Here is a 15,574-nt window from a genome sequence, read left to right as displayed (position 1 = left end):
ATCTCGAAGAACGTGCCGCTCGGTCGGCTGGCCACACCTGCCGACGTCGGTTGGGCCGCAGCGTTTCTGGCCTCGAATGCGGCCTCCTACATCAGCGGCGCCTCGCTGGAAGTACACGGCGGCGGCGAGCCGCCGCACTATCTGGCCACAACAAACGCCAGCGCGATCAAATAGAGGAGACAAACAGCATGGGGATAGTCGACGGTCGCGTCGTCATCGTCACCGGAGCGGGCGGCGGTATCGGGCGCGCGCACGCCTTGGCGTTCGCCGCCGAGGGCGCGCGCGTTGTGGTCAACGACATCGGTGTGGGCCTGGACGGGTCACCCGCGGGCGGCGGTAGCGCTGCGCAGGGCGTGGTCGACGAGATCACCGCGGCCGGAGGCGAAGCCGTCGCGAACGGCTCCAACATCGCCGACTGGGATCAAGCCGCCGCGCTGGTTCAGACCGCCGTCGACACGTTCGGTGGTCTTGACGTGTTGGTGAACAACGCCGGCATCGTGCGCGACCGGATGATGGCGAACACCAGCGAGGACGAGTTCGACGCCGTCATCGCGGTACATCTCAAGGGCCACTTCGCTGCGATGAGGCACGCCGCGTCGTATTGGCGGGGGCTGAGCAAAGAGGGCAAAACCGTTGACGCACGCATCATCAACACCAGTTCCGGTGCGGGCCTGCAGGGCAGCGTCGGGCAGGGCAACTACAGCGCCGCCAAGGCCGGCATCGCGGCGCTGACTCTGGTCGCCGCCGCTGAAATGGGGCGGTACGGCGTCACCGTCAACGCGATCGCGCCGTCGGCCCGCACCCGGATGACCGAGACGGTCTTCGCCGAGATGATGTCAACGCAGGACGACGATTTCGATTCCATGGCGCCGGAGAACATCTCGCCGCTGGTCGTCTGGCTGGGCAGCACCGAATCCCGTGATATCACCGGGAAGGTGTTCGAAGTCGAAGGCGGCAAAATCCGCATCGCTGAAGGCTGGGCACACGGCCCGCAGATCGACAAGGGCGCCAAGTGGGATCCGGCGGAATTGGGTCCGGTCGTCAACGACCTACTCGCCAAGTCTCGGCCTGCGGTGCCGGTGTACGGCGCCTAGCCGACAGTCGCCACGGGCTACGTGTGCACTTCGACTGGGAGCAGCTGAACGACAGCGTGCATCGTTGTCGGCTACCGTTTCTCGACGTCACTGTCGGCTTGGTGCGGGGTCGGACCGGGGCACTGCTCGTCGACACCGGTACCACGCTCACCGAAGCGCGGGCGATCAACGCCGACGTGCAACAGATCGCGGGACTCCGGGTAACCCATGTTCTGTTGACCCACAAGCACTTCGATCATGTCCTGGGCTCCGGAGTATTCGCGGAAGCCGAAATATATTGCGCACCTAAAGTCTTCGACTATCTCACGACGGCCACCGGCCAGCTTCGCGATGACGCACTGCACTACGGAGCCGACCCCGATGAGATCGACCGCGCGATCGCGGCGCTGCGCCCGCCCCTACACGCCACCGACCGCGCCGTGGTCGACCTGGGAAACCGTGACGTGACGATCGCCCACCTGGGACGCGGCCACACCGACGCGGATCTCGTCGCGGTGGTGCCGGGCCGCGACGGCGAGCGGGTGGTGGTCTTCAGCGGCGATCTCATCGAGGAGTCCGGCGCCCCCGCGATCGATGCCGATTCCGATGTGGCGGCGTGGCCGAACACGCTTGACCGGCTGCTGGCGGCCGGCGGACCCGACGCCATCTACGTGCCGGGCCATGGCAGCGTCGTCGACGCGGAATTCGTCCGCCAGCAACGGGATTGGCTTAGATCGAACCGCCGAACGCGCTGACGATGTCGTCGAACACCGAGACGGGGAATTGGGCCAGCGCCATATCGATCTGGCTGAGACCGGTTTGAAGCGCAGTGTCGATCGTCGCCGAATTGCCGCTCAGCAAAGCCTCATAAATGTCGTACGTCGCAAACTGCGGCGCCGTGAGCAGATCACGGAAGTCGACGAACAACTCTGTCGCCAGTCCCGGATCCTGCGGCACCGCCGTCCCGTCCCAGCTCACCAGCGTCCAATCCCCGGGCGAGCCGTCGACCACGACTTGGCCCGTGTAGGGCAGCAGCTCGCCGGTGTTGAGGAATTCCTGGAGGACAACCGAGAAGTCGGGGTTGTTGACGTTCATCAGTGTCCAGATTGCGATCGCGGCTTCGTGTGAGAACACCGCGTCGGTCACGGTGCCGGCGTCGGTTCCGACGCTGCCATCGTAGATCGATTGCACAGCGCCGCTGAAACTTTCGTCGAATGCGATTCCGTTGGGGTCAACCGTCGAGCCCAGCTGCGGCACGAAATCCAAGCCGAGCGTCCACAATATCGGCGCCAGCAGATAGAGGGCGCCGCCCAGCGGGAGGTCGCCGACGTTCACCGGTATGCCTTCGAAGATGCCGGCGTCGATTTCGTTGAGCCCCGGCAGCACTTGGATCGGCAAATTCAACGCGTCGGCCAGCGGCGTCGCGGTCTCCTGTGATCGGATCATGGTCGACGCATAGATGTCGTCAATACCGCTGCCCGACAGCGCATCAACGAGGGCCTTGGCTTGCAGCTCGCCGGTGTCGGTGAGATCGGGACCGGGCACCTGGGTGTTGACCACGGTCATATCGCCGGACTCGCCGTGCCGCACGAAGTCCAGCACGATCGAGCCGTCGTCGGCCCGGGCCGTCGCGGATCCCATCGACAGCAAAGCGGTCGACAGCACCCCGACAGCAAGGCAGCGGGGCTGAAGCGGTGAGGGGCTCAGATGCTGCCGCCTAAGGCGGCGACGATGTCATCGAACACCTCGATCGGGAACTGCGTGAGCGCGGTGTCGACTTGGTTGAGACCGGTCTGAAGAGCGGTGTCGATCGTCGCCGAATTGCCGGTCAGCAAGGCCTCGTAAATGTCGTAGCCGGCGAATTGCGGCGCCTCGATCAGGTTGCGGAAGTCGACGAACAGCTCGGTGCCCAGCCCCGGATCCTGCGGTACATCTACTCCGTCATAGCTGACCAGCGTCCAATCCCCAGGACTGCCTTCGACCACCACCTGGCCTGCGTTGGGCAGGAATTGTTCGTTGCTGACCAGTTCCTGCAGGAGCACGGAGAAATCGGGATTGTTGACGTTCATCATCGTCCAGACTGCGATCGCCCCTTCGCTGGAAAATGCCACGTCGGTCGGAGCGCTGCTGCCGGCGCTGCCGACGGTCCCGTCGTAGATTGTTTGGACGGCGTCGCTAAAGCCTCCGTCGAATGTGATCCCGTTGACGCTGGGATCGCCGATATCCGGCATTAATACATCTCCGAACACCCAGGAAAGCGGGGCCAGCAGGTACAGGATGCCCTCGAGGCTGTTCGTTGGGTCGCCCTCGAAGGAGCCGCCCGGAATCTCGTTGAGCCCGGACAAGATCTGGACGGACGTGTTGCCCGGCAGCAAGTCAGCCAATTGCGCCGCGGTCTCTTGCGATCGAGTCTCCTCCGACGCGAAGATCCCGGCGATGTCTTTCCCGTATTCCGCCTGGATCGCCTGCGCGACGGTGTTCGCCTGGTCGTAGCCGGTCTGGGTGAGCCCGGTTCCGGGCGGCGTGGTGTCGATGATGCCCGCTGCGTTGTCGACCGACTGCCCGTGCCGGACCAAGTCCAGCACGATCGAGTATCGGCCCAGGCCAGCGCTGATCCGGGGGACAGCAGGCCAGTGGAGAGCAGGCCAGTGGAGAGCAGGCCCACGGTGACAAAGCGGAGCCGATTTCTCATCACTTCCCCCGTTCGCCGCGATGCGTATCAGCGCAAGGGCAATTTACCGTAGCCGAACTCGCTGTCCGCCGAAATCCGCGCGAAGATCTAGGCCGGTTCGCACACCACCAGCGGGATGACCCGGTCGGTGGCCTGCCGGTATCCGTGGTAGGGCGGATACATCCGCATCAGCGGCGGCCAGTAGCGAGCCCGTTCCTCGTCGGTGGCGTCGCGGGCCGAAAGCCGCAGTCGCTCTGCGCGGATTTGCACCTCGACGCCGGGATTTTCTTTGAGGTTGAGATACCAGGTCGGGTTCTCGGCGCGACCGCCGAACGACGCCGGCAAGATCACCCGGTCGCCGTCGCGCAGATACAGCGTCGGAGTGGTTCGCGGCTCACCCGATTTACGTCCGGTCGTAGTGAGTAACGCAGCCGGAAACCACAGCAGCCTGGCGCCGAGTCGGCCGTTGGTGCGCCGGTACACCCAGATATGCGCGCGGGCAAAGTATTTGAGCAGAATGGCGAGGAACCGCGAGTTGCGGATCCCGTGCCGCTGCGTCACGTTACCGTGGGGTCTGATTTGCGCGGCTCCTTCTCGGGCCACTTCGCGGCCCGCATCGTCACCGCGCGGGATCGCAGATGACGAGCGGGATGGTCCGGTCGGTCCACGACTGGTAGTCGTCGTAGCTGGGGTACATCTTCACCAGTTGCGGCCAGTAGTTGGCGCGCTCCTCGTCGGTAGCATCCCGCGCGGTCAGGTCGAGCACTTCTTTTTTGATCTGCACCGAGACCTTCGGATTGGCCTTGAGGTTGAGGTACCACATCGGGTTCTTGTCGCTGCCGCCCCGGGATGCGGCCACGACGACGCGGTCGCCGTCGCGCAGGAAGTACAACGGGCTGACTCGCGTCTTCCCGGTCTTGCGGCCGGTGGTCGTCAGCAGGGCGACCGGGATGTTCTGGAACGTGCCGCCGAGTCCTTCTCCGCCGCCACGGCGGTACATGAAGGTGTTGAGGCGTCCCATCCATTTGAGGAAGAAATCGATGAACGGCGAATTCAAGAACGGTGGGCGTGATTTCGAGGCCATGACACCAGTCTAAATTCGCTTGAAGAACGGGCGCATCCGAGCGCCGATGTGGTGGATCGCTGCATCCCCGGCCGGAATGACGAACGTCTCGTCGACGTGCGCCCCGACCCGCCGCCCGCCGAGCTGGACCTTGGTCACGACGTCGTACACGGCCCGCACCACCTCGCCGTTGATCGTGTAATCCGGCGGCGTTGTTGCCGCAATGATCCGGAATTGCGGGCCGCGGTTGAGGCTGCGCCGCAAGTGATTTCCGGAGAAGCCGGTCTTGATGCCCATCTCGATCCGAACGCAGTCCGGCGCGAACGGGACCGCGGCGGCGTCGTGGCTGACCAACGCGTCGATATACGACTGGGCCGCGGCGATGCGATCGTCGTCGGAAACGCCCACGTTCGAAGCCTTAGATGCGCTCGATGATGGTGCCCGTCGACAGCGCGCCCCCGGCGCACATGGTGATCAGCGCCGTGCTCTGATCCGAGCGCTCCAGCTCGTGCAGCGCGGTGGTGAACAGCCGGCTGCCGGTGCAACCCACCGGATGCCCCAGCGCGATCGCGCCGCCGTTGACGTTGACCCGGGCCATGTCGGCGTTGTGCACCCGGGCCCAGGACAGCACCACCGACGCGAACGCCTCGTTGATCTCGACGATGTCGATGTCGCCCATCTTCATGCCGGCCTTCTCGAGCACCTTCGCGGTGGACTGCACCGGGCCGTCCAGGTGGTAATAGGGCTCGGCGCCGACCAGCGCCTGGCTGACGATGCGGGCCCGCGGGCGCAGGCCCAGCGCCTTGGCCTTTTCCTCGTCCATCCACAACACCGCGGCCGCGCCGTCGGAGATCTGCGACGACGTGCCCGCGGTGTGGATGCCGCCGTCGAGCACCGGCTTGAGCTGGCTCAATCCCTCCAGCGTGGTGTCGCGTAGACCCTGGTCACGGCCGACCATGTGGCGCTCGGAGGTGGGTTGCTTCTGCTCGTCGAGCACCGGCGCCTCGATCGGTGAGATCTCCCGGTCGAAGCGGCCCTCGTCCCAGGCCCGCTTGGCGTGCTGCTGGGAGGCCAACCCTAACTCGTCGATGTCCGCGCGAGTGATGCCGCGGCGCTTGGCGATGCGCTCGGCGGCGGTGAACTGGTCGGGCAGATCGATGTCCCAGGACTCCGCGCGCCAATTGCGGTCGGGACCGGCGTTGGCGCCCAGCCCGACCCGGCTCATCGCCTCGATGCCGCAGGCGATGCCGATGTCGATGGCACCCGCCGCGATCAGCCCGGCGATCAGGTGATTCGCCTGCTGCCCGCTGCCGCATTGGCAGTCGATCGTGGTGGCGCCGACCTGTTCGGGCAAACCCAGGGTCAGCCATGCCGTCCGGGTGATGTTGTTGGACTGCTCCGCGTACTGTGTCACGCAGCCGCCGATGAGCTGCTCGACGTCGCCGGCATCGATACCGGCCTTATCCACAAGCGCCTTCTGGACCGCGCCCAGCAGCTCGGTGGCGTGCAGCCCGGACAACCATCCGGCACGTTTGCCGATGGGGCTGCGGGTGGCTTCAACTATTACCGGGTTACCCATGAGGTCAGGCTAGAACACGTTTCATTACCCTGACAAGCGACGATGCGTGCGCGCCTTTTGGTCTGCGGAGAAGGCATGTTTTACTGGAACTAGAACACGTTGCATTGAGGAGCGCACCCTAATGGCACCCCCCAACATTCCCGCCGATTTCGATTTTCTTGACCCAGACGTCAACCTCGCAGGGCTGCCCGTCGCGGAGCTCGCCCAGCTGCGCAAGGCCGAGCCAATCCACTGGGTCGACATTCCCAACGGCGCGGGCGGGTTCGAGGACAAGGGCTATTGGATCGTCTCCAAGCATGCCGACGTCAAGGAGGTGTCCAAGCGCAGCGACGTCTTCTCGAGCTGGCTAAACGGCGCAATCCCGACGTGGCCGCCGGAGATGAAGCGGGAGCAGGTCGAACTCCAGCGCAGCGTCATGCTCAACATGGATGCCCCGCACCACACCCGGCTGCGCAAGATCATCTCCCGCGGATTCACGCCGCGGGCCATCGGACGGCTGGAAGCCGAACTCGCCGAGCGTGCCCAAAACATCGCCAAGACCGCGGCGGCCGAGGGCAGCGGCGACTTCGTCGAGCAGGTCAGCTGCGAGCTACCGCTCCAGGCCATCGCCGGACTCCTGGGCGTGCCGCAGGACGACCGCGACAAGCTGTTCCGCTGGTCCAACGAGATGACCGGTGGTACCGACCCCGAGTACGCCACCGTCGATCCCGCGCAGTCGTCGGTGGAACTGATCATGTACGCGATGGCGATGGCCGACGAGCGCGGCAAGAACCCGACCGACGACATCGTCACTACCTTGATCCAGGCCGACGTCGAGGGGGAGAAGCTCTCCGACGACGAGTTCGGCTTTTTCGTGGTCATGCTGGCGGTGGCGGGCAACGAGACCACGCGCAACTCGATCACCCACGGCATGATCGCGATGGCGGACAACCCCGATCAGTGGGAACTGTTCAAGAAGGAGCGCCCGTCGACCACGGCCGACGAGATCATCCGGTGGGCCACTCCGGTATCGGCGTTCCAGCGCACCGCCAACGAGGACGTCGAGTTGGCCGGCGTGCAGATCAAGAAGGGGCAGCGGGTGGTGATGTCGTATCGCTCGGCCAACTTCGACGACGAAGTGTTCGAGGATCCGCACGCGTTCAACATCCTGCGCGACCCCAACCCGCACGTCGGATTCGGCGGCACTGGCGCGCACTACTGCATTGGTGCGAACCTGGCGCGGATGACGATCAATTTGATTTTCAACGCGGTCGCCGACGATATGCCCGACCTCAAACCAATCTCGGAACCCGAGCGGCTGCGGTCGGGCTGGCTGAACGGCATCAAGCACTGGCAGGTCGACTACACGGGCAAAAGCCCGGTGGCGCACTAATGGACTTCACCCCGGACCCGGCGCAGCAGGCCGTCGCCGACGTGGTCACGTCGGTTCTGGATCGGGACAACTCGTGGGAAGCGCTCGTTGCGGGCGGCGTGACTGCGCTGCCTGTGCCCGAGCGGCTGGGCGGCGACGGCGTCGGTCTGCCCGAGATCGCAACGGCGCTAACCGAAATCGGTCGACACGGCCTGGTCTCTCCGGCGCTGGCGACCCTCGGGCTTGGTGCCGTGCCGCTGCTGGATTTGGCCTCCGACGAGCAGCAGGATCGCTACTTCGGCGGACTGGCCAAGGGGTCGCTGCTCACCGCCGCGCTCAACGAACCGGGCGCGGCGCTGCCGGAGCGGCCGGCCACGATCTTTGTACACAGTCGACTGTCCGGCACCAAGGTCGGTGTCGGGTATGCCGACGGCGCGGACTGGATGATCGTGACTGCCGACAGCGCCGTGGTCGTGGTGTCGCCCAAGGCCGACGGCGTGCACCTGTCAAAGACGCCGACGTCCAACGGGTCCGACGAGTACGTGGTGACGTTCGCCGATGTCGCAGTGCCCGAACAGGATGTGTTGGTCGGCGCGACGACGCAGCGGGTGAACCAGCTGGCGCTGGCCGCTGTCGGCGCGTATGCGGCCGGGCTGGTCGCCGGTGCGTTGCGGTTGACGGCGGACTACGTGGCGAACAGGCACCAGTTCGGTAAGCCGCTGTCCACCTTCCAGACCGTCGCAGCGCAGCTCGCTGAGGTCTACATCGCTTCGCGGACTATCGATTTGGCGTCGACGTCGGTGATCTGGAGACTGTTCGAAGGGCGCGACGCCGCCGCCGACCTCGATGTGCTCGGCTACTGGATCACCTCGCAGGCGCCGCCGGTGATGCAGACCTGCCACCACTTGCACGGCGGCATGGGTATGGACGTCACCTATCCGATGCACCGGTACTACTCCACGATCAAAGACCTGACCCGGCTGCTGGGCGGGCCTTCTCATCGCCTCGATCTGGTGGGAGCGCAATGTTCATCGACCTGACGCCGGAGCAGCGACAGCTGCAAGCCGAGCTACGCCAATACTTTACGAATTTGATCTCGGCCGACGAGATGAAGGCGATGGGGGAAGACCGCCACAACGCCGCGTACCGCGCGGTGATCCGCCGGATGGGCCAGGACCGGAAGCTCGGCGTCGGGTGGCCAAAAGAGTTTGGCGGCCTCGGTTTCGGTCCGATCGAGCAGCAGATCTTCGTCAACGAGGCGCATCGTGCCGACGTGCCGTTGCCGGCGGTGACGCTGCAGACGGTGGGGCCCACGCTGCAGGTGTTCGGCAGCGAGATGCAGAAGAAGAAGTTCCTGCCGGCGATCCTCGCTGGCGAGGTGCACTTCGCGATCGGCTACACCGAGCCGGAGGCCGGCACCGACCTGGCGTCGTTGCGGACCACGGCCGTGCGCCACGGCGACGAGTACATCGTCAACGGCCAGAAGATCTTCACCACCGGCGCGCATGACGCCGACTACATCTGGCTGGCCTGCCGCACCGATCCGGAAGCGGTTAAGCACAAAGGCATTTCGATCCTGATCGTCGACACCAAGGATCCCGGCTACTCCTGGACGCCGATCATCTTGTCCGACGGCGCCCACCACACCAACGCCACGTACTACAACGACGTGCGGGTGCCCGCCGACATGCTGGTGGGTGAGGAGAACGGCGGATGGCGGCTGATCACCACGCAGCTCAACAACGAGCGGGTGATGCTCGGTCCGGCGGGCCGCACCGCCGGCATCTACGACCGCTTGCACGACTGGGCGTCCAAGCCGGGTGGTGACGGTGTCACGCCCATCGACCACCAGGACGTCAAGCGTGCGCTCGGGGAGATCTACGCGATGTGGCGGATCAACGAGCTGCTGAATTGGCAGGTGGCCGCCGCCGGCGAGGAGATCAACGTCGCCGATGCCGCGTCGACGAAAGTCTTTGGCACCGAGCGAATTCAGTACATCGGCCGACTCGCCGAGGAGATCGTCGGCAAGTATGGCAATCCTGCCGAGTCGGACACCGCCGAGTTGCTCGACTGGCTGGACTCGCAAACCAAACGCAACTTGGTCATCACCTTCGGCGGCGGGGTCAACGAAGTCATGCGTGAGATGATCGCGGCCTCGGGCCTCAAGGTGCCGAGGGTGCCTCGATGACCGACGCGAACGGGATTAAGGAAAAAGTCGCAGAGATCACCGCCACCGTCGTCGCCAAGCCCCGCGCGGGCCGGGATCCTGTGAACCAGCCGACGATCAACAACTGGGTGGAGGCGCTCGGGGACCGCAACCCGATCTACACCGACGAGGCCGCCGCCCGCGATGCCGGGCATCCGGGAATCGTGGCCCCACCGGCAATGATTCAGGTGTGGACCATGTTCGGCCTGGGGGGCGAGCGTCCGACCGATGATCCCATAGGACCGATGATGAAGCTGTTCGACGAGGCAGGGTATGTCGGTGTGGTCGCTACCAACTGCGAGCAGACCTACCACCGGTACCTGCGACCGGGCGAGGAGGTCAGCGTCGCCTCCGAGATGCGCGACGTCGTCGGCCCGAAGCAGACCGCGCTCGGCGAGGGCTGGTTCATCAATCAGCACATCACCTGGCGCGTCGGCGACGAGGATGTCGCCGAGATGGAGTGGCGCATCCTAAAATTCAAGCCGCGCGAGTCCGAGCCGGCCGCGACCGCGGTGCCCGCGGACCTGGATGCCGATGCGATGATGCGGCCGGCGGTGTCGCGGGACACGTCGTTATTCTGGGAGGGCGTCAAGGCCCACGAGCTGCGGATCCAGCGGCTAGAGGACGGCAGTCTGCAGCACCCGCCGGTGCCCGCGCTGTGGCAGGACAAGGCAGAGCCGATCGACTACGTCCTGGCCGGCGGCAAGGGCACAGTGTTCAGCTTCGTCGTGCATCACGCGCCGAAGGTGCCCGGCCGCACGTTGCCGTTCGTGATCGCTTTGGTGGAGCTGGATGAGGGCGTCCGTATGCTGGGCGAGCTACGCAACGTCGACCCCGCCGGGGTGAAGATCGGAATGCCCGTTCGCGCAACCTATATCGACTTTCCGGCCGGTGACAGCGGGCCGGAGTGGAGTCTCTACGCCTGGGAGCCTGACGCATGAGCGCACCGGTCATCGAAGTGGGAACGAAGCTGCCCGAGCTCAAGCTCTACGGCGATCCCACGTTCATCATCTCGACGGCGTTGGCCACCCGAGATTTTCAGGACGTCCACCACGACCGGGATTTGGCACAGGCCAAAGGCTCCAAGGACATCTTCGTCAACATCCTCACCGACACCGGACTGGTGCAGCGCTACATCACCGACTGGGCCGGACCCTCGGCGTTGATCAAGTCGATCGGCCTGCGGCTGGGTGTGCCGTGGTACGCCTACGACACGGTGACGTTCTCCGGTGAGGTGACCGCGGTGGACGCCGGCCTGATCACGGTAAAGGTCGTGGGCAGCAACAGCCTTGGCGATCATGTCATCGCGACGACTACGCTCACGATCGGGGACGCTTAATGTCACCGGGTTTACTCAGTGGTCGAGCCGCCATCGTCGGCATAGGTGCCACCGACTTCTCCAAGGACTCCGGTCGCAGCGAGCTCCGTCTGGCGGCCGAGGCGGTGCGTGACGCCCTCGACGATGCGGGTCTGAGCCCCGCCGACGTCGACGGGCTGACCATGTTCACGATGGACACCAACAAGGAGATCGCCGTCGCGCGGGCCGCCGGCATCGGTGAGCTGAAGTTCTTCGCCCAGACCCACTATGGCGGCGGTGCCGCGTGCGCGACCGTCCAGCATGCGGCGATGGCGGTGGCGACGGGGGTGGCCGAGGTCGTCGTCGCCTACCGAGCGTTCAACGAGCGCTCCGGCATGCGGTTCGGGCAGGTGCAGACCCGCTTGGTGGGAGACGCTAGCGCGCAGGCGGATTCGACCTCGGCGGACAACTCATTCTCGTATCCGCACGGGTTGTCGACGCCGGCGGCGCAGGTGGCGATGATCGCTCAGCGGTACATGCATTGGTCCGGCGCGACCAGTCGCGACTTCGGGGCCATCTCGGTTGCCGATCGGAAGCATGCCGCCAAGAACCCGAAGGCCTACTTTTACGAGAAGCCGATAACTATTGAGGACCACCAGAATTCGCGGTGGATCGCCGAGCCGCTGCGTCTGCTGGACTGCTGCCAGGAAACCGATGGCGCGGTGGCGATCGTGGTGACGTCGGTCGAACGGGCCAAGGACCTGAAGAACCGGCCGGCGGTCATCGAGGCTGCGGCACAAGGCTCCAGCCCCGACCAGTACACGATGGTCAGCTACTACCGGCCCGAACTCAGCCTGCCTGAAATGGGTTTGGTGGGTCAGCAGCTCTGGCAGCAGTCCGGGCTGTCGCCGACCGATATCCAAACTGCGGTGCTCTACGACCACTTCACCCCGTTCACGCTGATTCAGTTGGAGGAGTTGGGATTCTGCGACAAGGGTGAGGCCAAGGACTTCATCGCCGACGGCGCGGTCGAGGTGGGCGGTCGGTTGCCGATCAACACCCACGGCGGGCAGCTTGGCGAGGCCTACATCCACGGCATGAACGGCATCGCCGAGGGAGTCCGCCAGCTACGGGGTTCGTCGGTGAACCCGGTGCCCGACGTCGAGCATGTGCTGGTCACCGCCGGCACCGGTGTGCCGACGTCCGGCCTGATCCTGGGCTAGAGTCTGCCTCGAGGTGTCGCGCCGAGCGTCACGCGAGAGTGGCAGTCGGTGTCGACAGTCACGCTGGAGTGACGCTGTGGATGGTCGGGCTGTCGTGATGTGACGGCAGCGGTACTCCGTGGCACGCTGCCGCCATGGGGGAGCCCTTCATCGGAAGTGAGGCTGTCGCAAGCGGGGCCCTGGTCAAGAGCGCTCTGCGGACTCAGTACACCAGGCTGTTTCGTGACGTTTATGTCAGTCCGGAGACCGAACTAACAGCGCAGCTTCGCGCACACGGCGGTTGGTTGTGGTCACGTCGGCGCGGCATCATTGCGGGATTGTCAGCGTCCGCACTCCATGGTGCAAAATGGGTCGACGTCGGAGCACCGCTGGAAATCATTCACTCCAATAGAAACCCCCTGCTCGGCATACGGGTACGCGGTGACGACATTGCTGAGGACGAGGTCGGCGTGATCGACGGCATCCCGGCGACAACTCCCGCTCGGACTGCGCTCGACCTCGGATGCTGGTACCCCAAGAGTGAAGCAGTGGCAGCGATCGATGCCCTTGCTCGTGCAACCGATCTGAAGATGCCCGACGTCGATCTATTGGCGCAGCGTTATCCCGGTCGTCGGGGTATCCGGCAAGCACGAACCGCGCTCGGTCTTGTCGACGCGGGAGCGCAATCGCCTAAAGAGACATGGCTCCGACTGTTGCTGATCCAGGCAGGCTTGCCTCGTCCACAGACGCAAATTCCGATCCACGACGATTTCGGTGAAGTAATCGCCTATCTCGACATGGGCTGGGAAGAAGTGAAAGTCGCGGTTGAGTACGACGGCGACCAACACCGAAGCGATCGCCGGCAGTACACCTGGGATATCCGGCGACTGGAAATTCTTGAGCGTCTTGACTGGATCGTCATCCGGGTGGTCGCCGGAGACCGGCCGGCTGACATTGTGCGCCGTGTTCGGTCTGCACTGGCTCGGCGAGCGTCACGCTAGCGCCGCCCTCGACGGCCGGCGCCACGCTAGCGTGACGCTCGACAAAGGCACAAAGATCTAGGCCGGAACCAGCTCCACGCCGGTGAGCACCACGGCATTTTCGCGGGCGGGTGCGGTGACGCTGGCTAGCAGGCGGCCGTCTTCCTTCCACACGGCGGCCTTCAGCGTCTCGCCCGGGTAGGCCACGCCGGTGAAGCGTGCGCCGTAGGACGCGACGGCGGCGACGTCGGCGTCGAGCAGCGCATCGACGAGCGCCTTGCACGTCATCCCATACGTGCACAAGCCGTGCAGGATGGGTCGCGGAAACCCTGCGGCAGCGGCGAATTCGGGATCGGAGTGCAGTGGATTGCGGTCGCCGCAGAGCCGGTACAGCAGCGCCTGCTGCGGCGATACCACGATGTCCAGTTCGAGGTCCGGCGCCCGGTCGGGTGCGTTCGTCGAGGTTGACGCCCCGCGCTCGCCACCGAACCCGCCTTCGCCGCGGGCGAAGATCGAGCGCCGCTGCGTCCACAGCAGGGTTCCGTCCGGCGCGGTCACTGTGGTCTCCGACCAGATCACCGCGGCCTTGCCCTTGTCCCAGATGTCGGTGAACCGGGTGACGGCCTTCGCGGAACCGGCGGGTGGCAGTGGCGCCAGCGCGCTCACCTGTTCGCTGGCGTGCAGGACCTTGCCCAGCTCGATGTCGATACCGGGGAATCGCACGGTCGGCGGCTTGGTGGCGTGGAAGGTGGCCGCCACGTTGCCGAAGGTCGGCAACACCTGCGGGGTGTCGTCAACCAGGTAGCGCAGCTCGCGCGGGTCCATCGGGTCGGCGCCCGCACCCAGTCCTAGGTGGTAGAGCTGCACATCGCTGCTGCTCCAAGAGAATTCGATCGGATCAAGCTCGGCGGCCAATGCGACGTCCGGATTGATGGGCATGTCAGTTCTCTCCCGCGAGATGCAGCGCCGCCACGTAACCGAAGGTCATCGCGGGGCCGATGGTGCCGCCCGGGCCGGGATAGGTATGTCCCATCACCGGAGCGCTGACATTGCCCGCCGCGTAAAGGCCTTCGATGATGCTGCCGTCGTCCCGCAGCGCCCGGCCGTGCTTGTCGGTGCGGATGCCGCCCTTGGTGCCCAGGTCGCCGGGCACCATCTTGGCGGCGAAATACGGCGGGTGACTGATCGTGCCGAGGTTGGGGTTGGGCTTGTTGGTCGGGTCGCCGTAATACCGGTCGTAGGCGCTCTCGCCGCGGTGGTAGTCGACGTCGACACCGGAGCGGGCAAAGCCGTTGAAACGCTTAACCGTAGCGGCGAGCTCGTCGACCGGCAGGCCGGCCTTGGCGGCCAGCTCCTCGATCGTGTCGGCCTGGACGATGACGCCGGATTCCAGCCATTTGCGTGGAATGCGTTGTCCTGGCTGCAATCCAGCGAAGATGTAGCGGTTGCGGTACTGCTGGTCGAACACCAGCCACGCCGGAATGTTCTCGCCCGGGCCGGGACCCTGCCCGTACTCGCCGCCGTACATGTGATGGCATGCCTCGACGTAGGGCATGGATTCGTTCATGAATCTCTTGCCCGACATGTTGACGATGATGGAGCCGGGCGAGTTGCGCTCCGACAATGCGAACCACGGCGCGCCCACCAGTGGGACCGTCGGCCCCCACCACGCGTCCTCCATGATTTCCAGTGCCGCGCCGAGCTTTTCGGCGGCAAGGATGCCATCGCCGGTATTGGCTTTCGCCCCGACCGTCCACTCGGTGGTGATCGGTGCGCGCTGGTACTTCACTCGCATCTGCTCGTTGTGTTCGAATCCGCCGGAGCCGAGAATCACGCCCTTTCGGGCCCGAATCAGCTGCGGCTCACCGGATTCAGGTGCCTCGGTTCGGCGCACGTAGACGCCGCGGACCGCACCGTCCTCGATGTAGAGGTCGGTCAGTGCGGTGTTGAGCTCTACCGGGACGCCGGCTTTGCGCAGCCCGATCCGAAGCGGCGCGATGAGCGCGCGTCCCATCCCGACCAGGTTCTTGCCGGTCGCCTTCGCCCACATGGTGCGCGCGCCCACCTTGAGGCTGCGCAGCACGCCTCTGGGGTGCCGCTTGAGCTGGTTCAGCCGCACGTAGTCCTGTTGCATCACAACGACATTGAGCGG

At 65.3% G+C, this 15,574-nt stretch carries 18 protein-coding genes; 10 read left to right on the top strand and 8 right to left on the bottom strand.

Going from position 1 to position 15,574, the window contains the following annotated elements; genetic code table 11:
- The 3 genes from VKI00_RS24575 to VKI00_RS24565 form a co-directional block, all read left to right on the top strand.
- Positions 1 to 174 (top strand): SDR family oxidoreductase (locus VKI00_RS24575; RefSeq protein ID WP_324442169.1); only part of this gene is annotated, 174 nt, incomplete at its 5' end.
- A gap of 14 nt (positions 175 to 188) precedes the next feature.
- Positions 189 to 1,094 (top strand): SDR family oxidoreductase, encoded by a 906-nt coding sequence (locus VKI00_RS24570; protein WP_324442167.1) that lies wholly within the window; start codon positions 189 to 191, stop codon positions 1,092 to 1,094.
- Positions 1,095 to 1,117: 23 nt separating this feature from the next.
- Positions 1,118 to 1,828, top strand: coding sequence for an MBL fold metallo-hydrolase (locus tag VKI00_RS24565; RefSeq protein WP_324442165.1), 711 nt, complete (start codon positions 1,118 to 1,120; stop codon positions 1,826 to 1,828).
- On the opposite strand, the gene VKI00_RS24560 is transcribed toward VKI00_RS24565, so the two are convergent.
- The 6 genes from VKI00_RS24560 to VKI00_RS24535 form a co-directional block, all read right to left on the bottom strand.
- The gene (locus tag VKI00_RS24560; protein ID WP_324442163.1) at positions 1,803 to 2,714 is read right to left on the bottom strand and encodes a histidine phosphatase family protein; all 912 of its coding nucleotides are present in this window, start codon (positions 2,712 to 2,714) and stop codon (positions 1,803 to 1,805) included. The genes VKI00_RS24565 and VKI00_RS24560 overlap by 26 nt on opposite strands.
- Positions 2,715 to 2,776: 62 nt before the next feature.
- Positions 2,777 to 3,658, bottom strand: coding sequence for a histidine phosphatase family protein (locus tag VKI00_RS24555; protein WP_324442161.1), 882 nt, complete (start codon positions 3,656 to 3,658; stop codon positions 2,777 to 2,779).
- Positions 3,659 to 3,852: 194 nt separating this feature from the next.
- Entirely contained in the window at positions 3,853 to 4,305 is a 453-nt protein-coding gene (locus tag VKI00_RS24550; RefSeq protein ID WP_324442159.1) for a nitroreductase family deazaflavin-dependent oxidoreductase, read from the bottom strand.
- Between the two features lie 58 nt (positions 4,306 to 4,363).
- Positions 4,364 to 4,828: a nitroreductase family deazaflavin-dependent oxidoreductase gene (locus VKI00_RS24545; protein ID WP_324442157.1), complete on the bottom strand. Its 465-nt coding sequence runs from the start codon at positions 4,826 to 4,828 to the stop codon at positions 4,364 to 4,366.
- Positions 4,829 to 4,837: 9 nt separating this feature from the next.
- Positions 4,838 to 5,215, bottom strand: coding sequence for a hypothetical protein (locus tag VKI00_RS24540; protein WP_324442155.1), 378 nt, complete (start codon positions 5,213 to 5,215; stop codon positions 4,838 to 4,840).
- A 10-nt stretch (positions 5,216 to 5,225) separates the two neighbouring features.
- A complete protein-coding gene (locus VKI00_RS24535) occupies positions 5,226 to 6,386 on the bottom strand; it encodes a steroid 3-ketoacyl-CoA thiolase (protein WP_324442153.1) in 1,161 nt (386 codons plus the stop codon).
- 121 nt (positions 6,387 to 6,507) lie between these two features.
- Between VKI00_RS24535 and VKI00_RS24530 the strand changes: the two genes are divergently transcribed.
- The 7 genes from VKI00_RS24530 to VKI00_RS24500 all read left to right on the top strand — a co-directional run bounded on the left by VKI00_RS24530 (position 6,508) and on the right by VKI00_RS24500 (position 13,443).
- Positions 6,508 to 7,758, top strand: coding sequence for a cytochrome P450 (locus VKI00_RS24530; protein WP_324442151.1), 1,251 nt, complete (start codon positions 6,508 to 6,510; stop codon positions 7,756 to 7,758).
- Positions 7,758 to 8,777 carry an acyl-CoA dehydrogenase family protein gene (locus tag VKI00_RS24525; protein ID WP_324442149.1) on the top strand — a complete coding sequence of 340 codons (1,020 nt, stop codon included), beginning with the start codon at positions 7,758 to 7,760 and terminating at the stop codon, positions 8,775 to 8,777. The genes VKI00_RS24530 and VKI00_RS24525 overlap by 1 nt, the downstream gene beginning before the upstream one ends.
- A complete protein-coding gene (gene fadE29, locus VKI00_RS24520; RefSeq protein WP_324442147.1) occupies positions 8,762 to 9,925 on the top strand; it encodes an acyl-CoA dehydrogenase FadE29 in 1,164 nt (387 codons plus the stop codon). The genes VKI00_RS24525 and fadE29 overlap by 16 nt, the downstream gene beginning before the upstream one ends.
- On the top strand, positions 9,922 to 10,884 hold the full coding sequence (locus VKI00_RS24515) for a bifunctional MaoC family dehydratase N-terminal/OB-fold nucleic acid binding domain-containing protein (RefSeq protein ID WP_324442145.1): 963 nt from the start codon (positions 9,922 to 9,924) through the stop codon (positions 10,882 to 10,884). The genes fadE29 and VKI00_RS24515 overlap by 4 nt, the downstream gene beginning before the upstream one ends.
- Entirely contained in the window at positions 10,881 to 11,282 is a 402-nt protein-coding gene (locus VKI00_RS24510; protein WP_324442143.1) for a MaoC family dehydratase, read from the top strand. The genes VKI00_RS24515 and VKI00_RS24510 overlap by 4 nt, the downstream gene beginning before the upstream one ends.
- Positions 11,282 to 12,463, top strand: a complete 1,182-nt coding sequence (locus VKI00_RS24505) for a lipid-transfer protein (RefSeq protein ID WP_324442141.1) — start codon at positions 11,282 to 11,284, stop codon at positions 12,461 to 12,463. Before VKI00_RS24510 ends, VKI00_RS24505 begins: the two co-directional genes overlap by 1 nt.
- Before the next feature lie 134 nt (positions 12,464 to 12,597).
- A complete protein-coding gene (locus VKI00_RS24500; protein ID WP_324442138.1) occupies positions 12,598 to 13,443 on the top strand; it encodes a hypothetical protein in 846 nt (281 codons plus the stop codon).
- Between the two features lie 57 nt (positions 13,444 to 13,500).
- Here VKI00_RS24500 and VKI00_RS24495 read toward each other — a convergent pair whose 3' ends face one another.
- Together VKI00_RS24495 and VKI00_RS24490 are read right to left on the bottom strand one after the other, a co-directional pair.
- The gene (locus tag VKI00_RS24495) at positions 13,501 to 14,361 is read right to left on the bottom strand and encodes a MaoC family dehydratase (RefSeq protein WP_324442136.1); all 861 of its coding nucleotides are present in this window, start codon (positions 14,359 to 14,361) and stop codon (positions 13,501 to 13,503) included.
- A 1-nt stretch (position 14,362) separates the two neighbouring features.
- Positions 14,363 to 15,574 (bottom strand): FAD-binding protein (locus tag VKI00_RS24490; protein ID WP_324442134.1); only part of this gene is annotated, 1,212 nt, incomplete at its 5' end.

Origin of the sequence: Mycobacterium sp., from assembly GCF_035314665.1 — a bacterium.
Lineage (GTDB): Bacteria > Actinomycetota > Actinomycetes > Mycobacteriales > Mycobacteriaceae > Mycobacterium.
This window is presented reverse-complemented; position numbering and strand designations above follow the sequence as displayed.

Excerpts from the sequence above, each read along its gene's own strand:
- VKI00_RS24570 (WP_324442167.1), top strand. The coding sequence starts at position 189 with ATGGGGATAGTCGACGGTCGCGTCGTCATCGTCACCGGAGCGGGCGGC.
- VKI00_RS24560 (WP_324442163.1), bottom strand. The coding sequence starts at position 2,714 with ATGGGATCCGCGACGGCCCGGGCCGACGACGGCTCGATCGTGCTGGAC.
- VKI00_RS24545 (WP_324442157.1), bottom strand. The coding sequence starts at position 4,828 with ATGGCCTCGAAATCACGCCCACCGTTCTTGAATTCGCCGTTCATCGAT.
- VKI00_RS24535 (WP_324442153.1), bottom strand. The coding sequence starts at position 6,386 with ATGGGTAACCCGGTAATAGTTGAAGCCACCCGCAGCCCCATCGGCAAA.
- VKI00_RS24530 (WP_324442151.1), top strand. The coding sequence starts at position 6,508 with ATGGCACCCCCCAACATTCCCGCCGATTTCGATTTTCTTGACCCAGAC.
- VKI00_RS24525 (WP_324442149.1), top strand. The coding sequence starts at position 7,758 with ATGGACTTCACCCCGGACCCGGCGCAGCAGGCCGTCGCCGACGTGGTC.
- fadE29 (WP_324442147.1), top strand. The coding sequence starts at position 8,762 with ATGTTCATCGACCTGACGCCGGAGCAGCGACAGCTGCAAGCCGAGCTA.
- VKI00_RS24515 (WP_324442145.1), top strand. The coding sequence starts at position 9,922 with ATGACCGACGCGAACGGGATTAAGGAAAAAGTCGCAGAGATCACCGCC.
- VKI00_RS24510 (WP_324442143.1), top strand. The coding sequence starts at position 10,881 with ATGAGCGCACCGGTCATCGAAGTGGGAACGAAGCTGCCCGAGCTCAAG.
- VKI00_RS24505 (WP_324442141.1), top strand. The coding sequence starts at position 11,282 with ATGTCACCGGGTTTACTCAGTGGTCGAGCCGCCATCGTCGGCATAGGT.
- VKI00_RS24500 (WP_324442138.1), top strand. The coding sequence starts at position 12,598 with ATGGGGGAGCCCTTCATCGGAAGTGAGGCTGTCGCAAGCGGGGCCCTG.
- VKI00_RS24495 (WP_324442136.1), bottom strand. The coding sequence starts at position 14,361 with ATGCCCATCAATCCGGACGTCGCATTGGCCGCCGAGCTTGATCCGATC.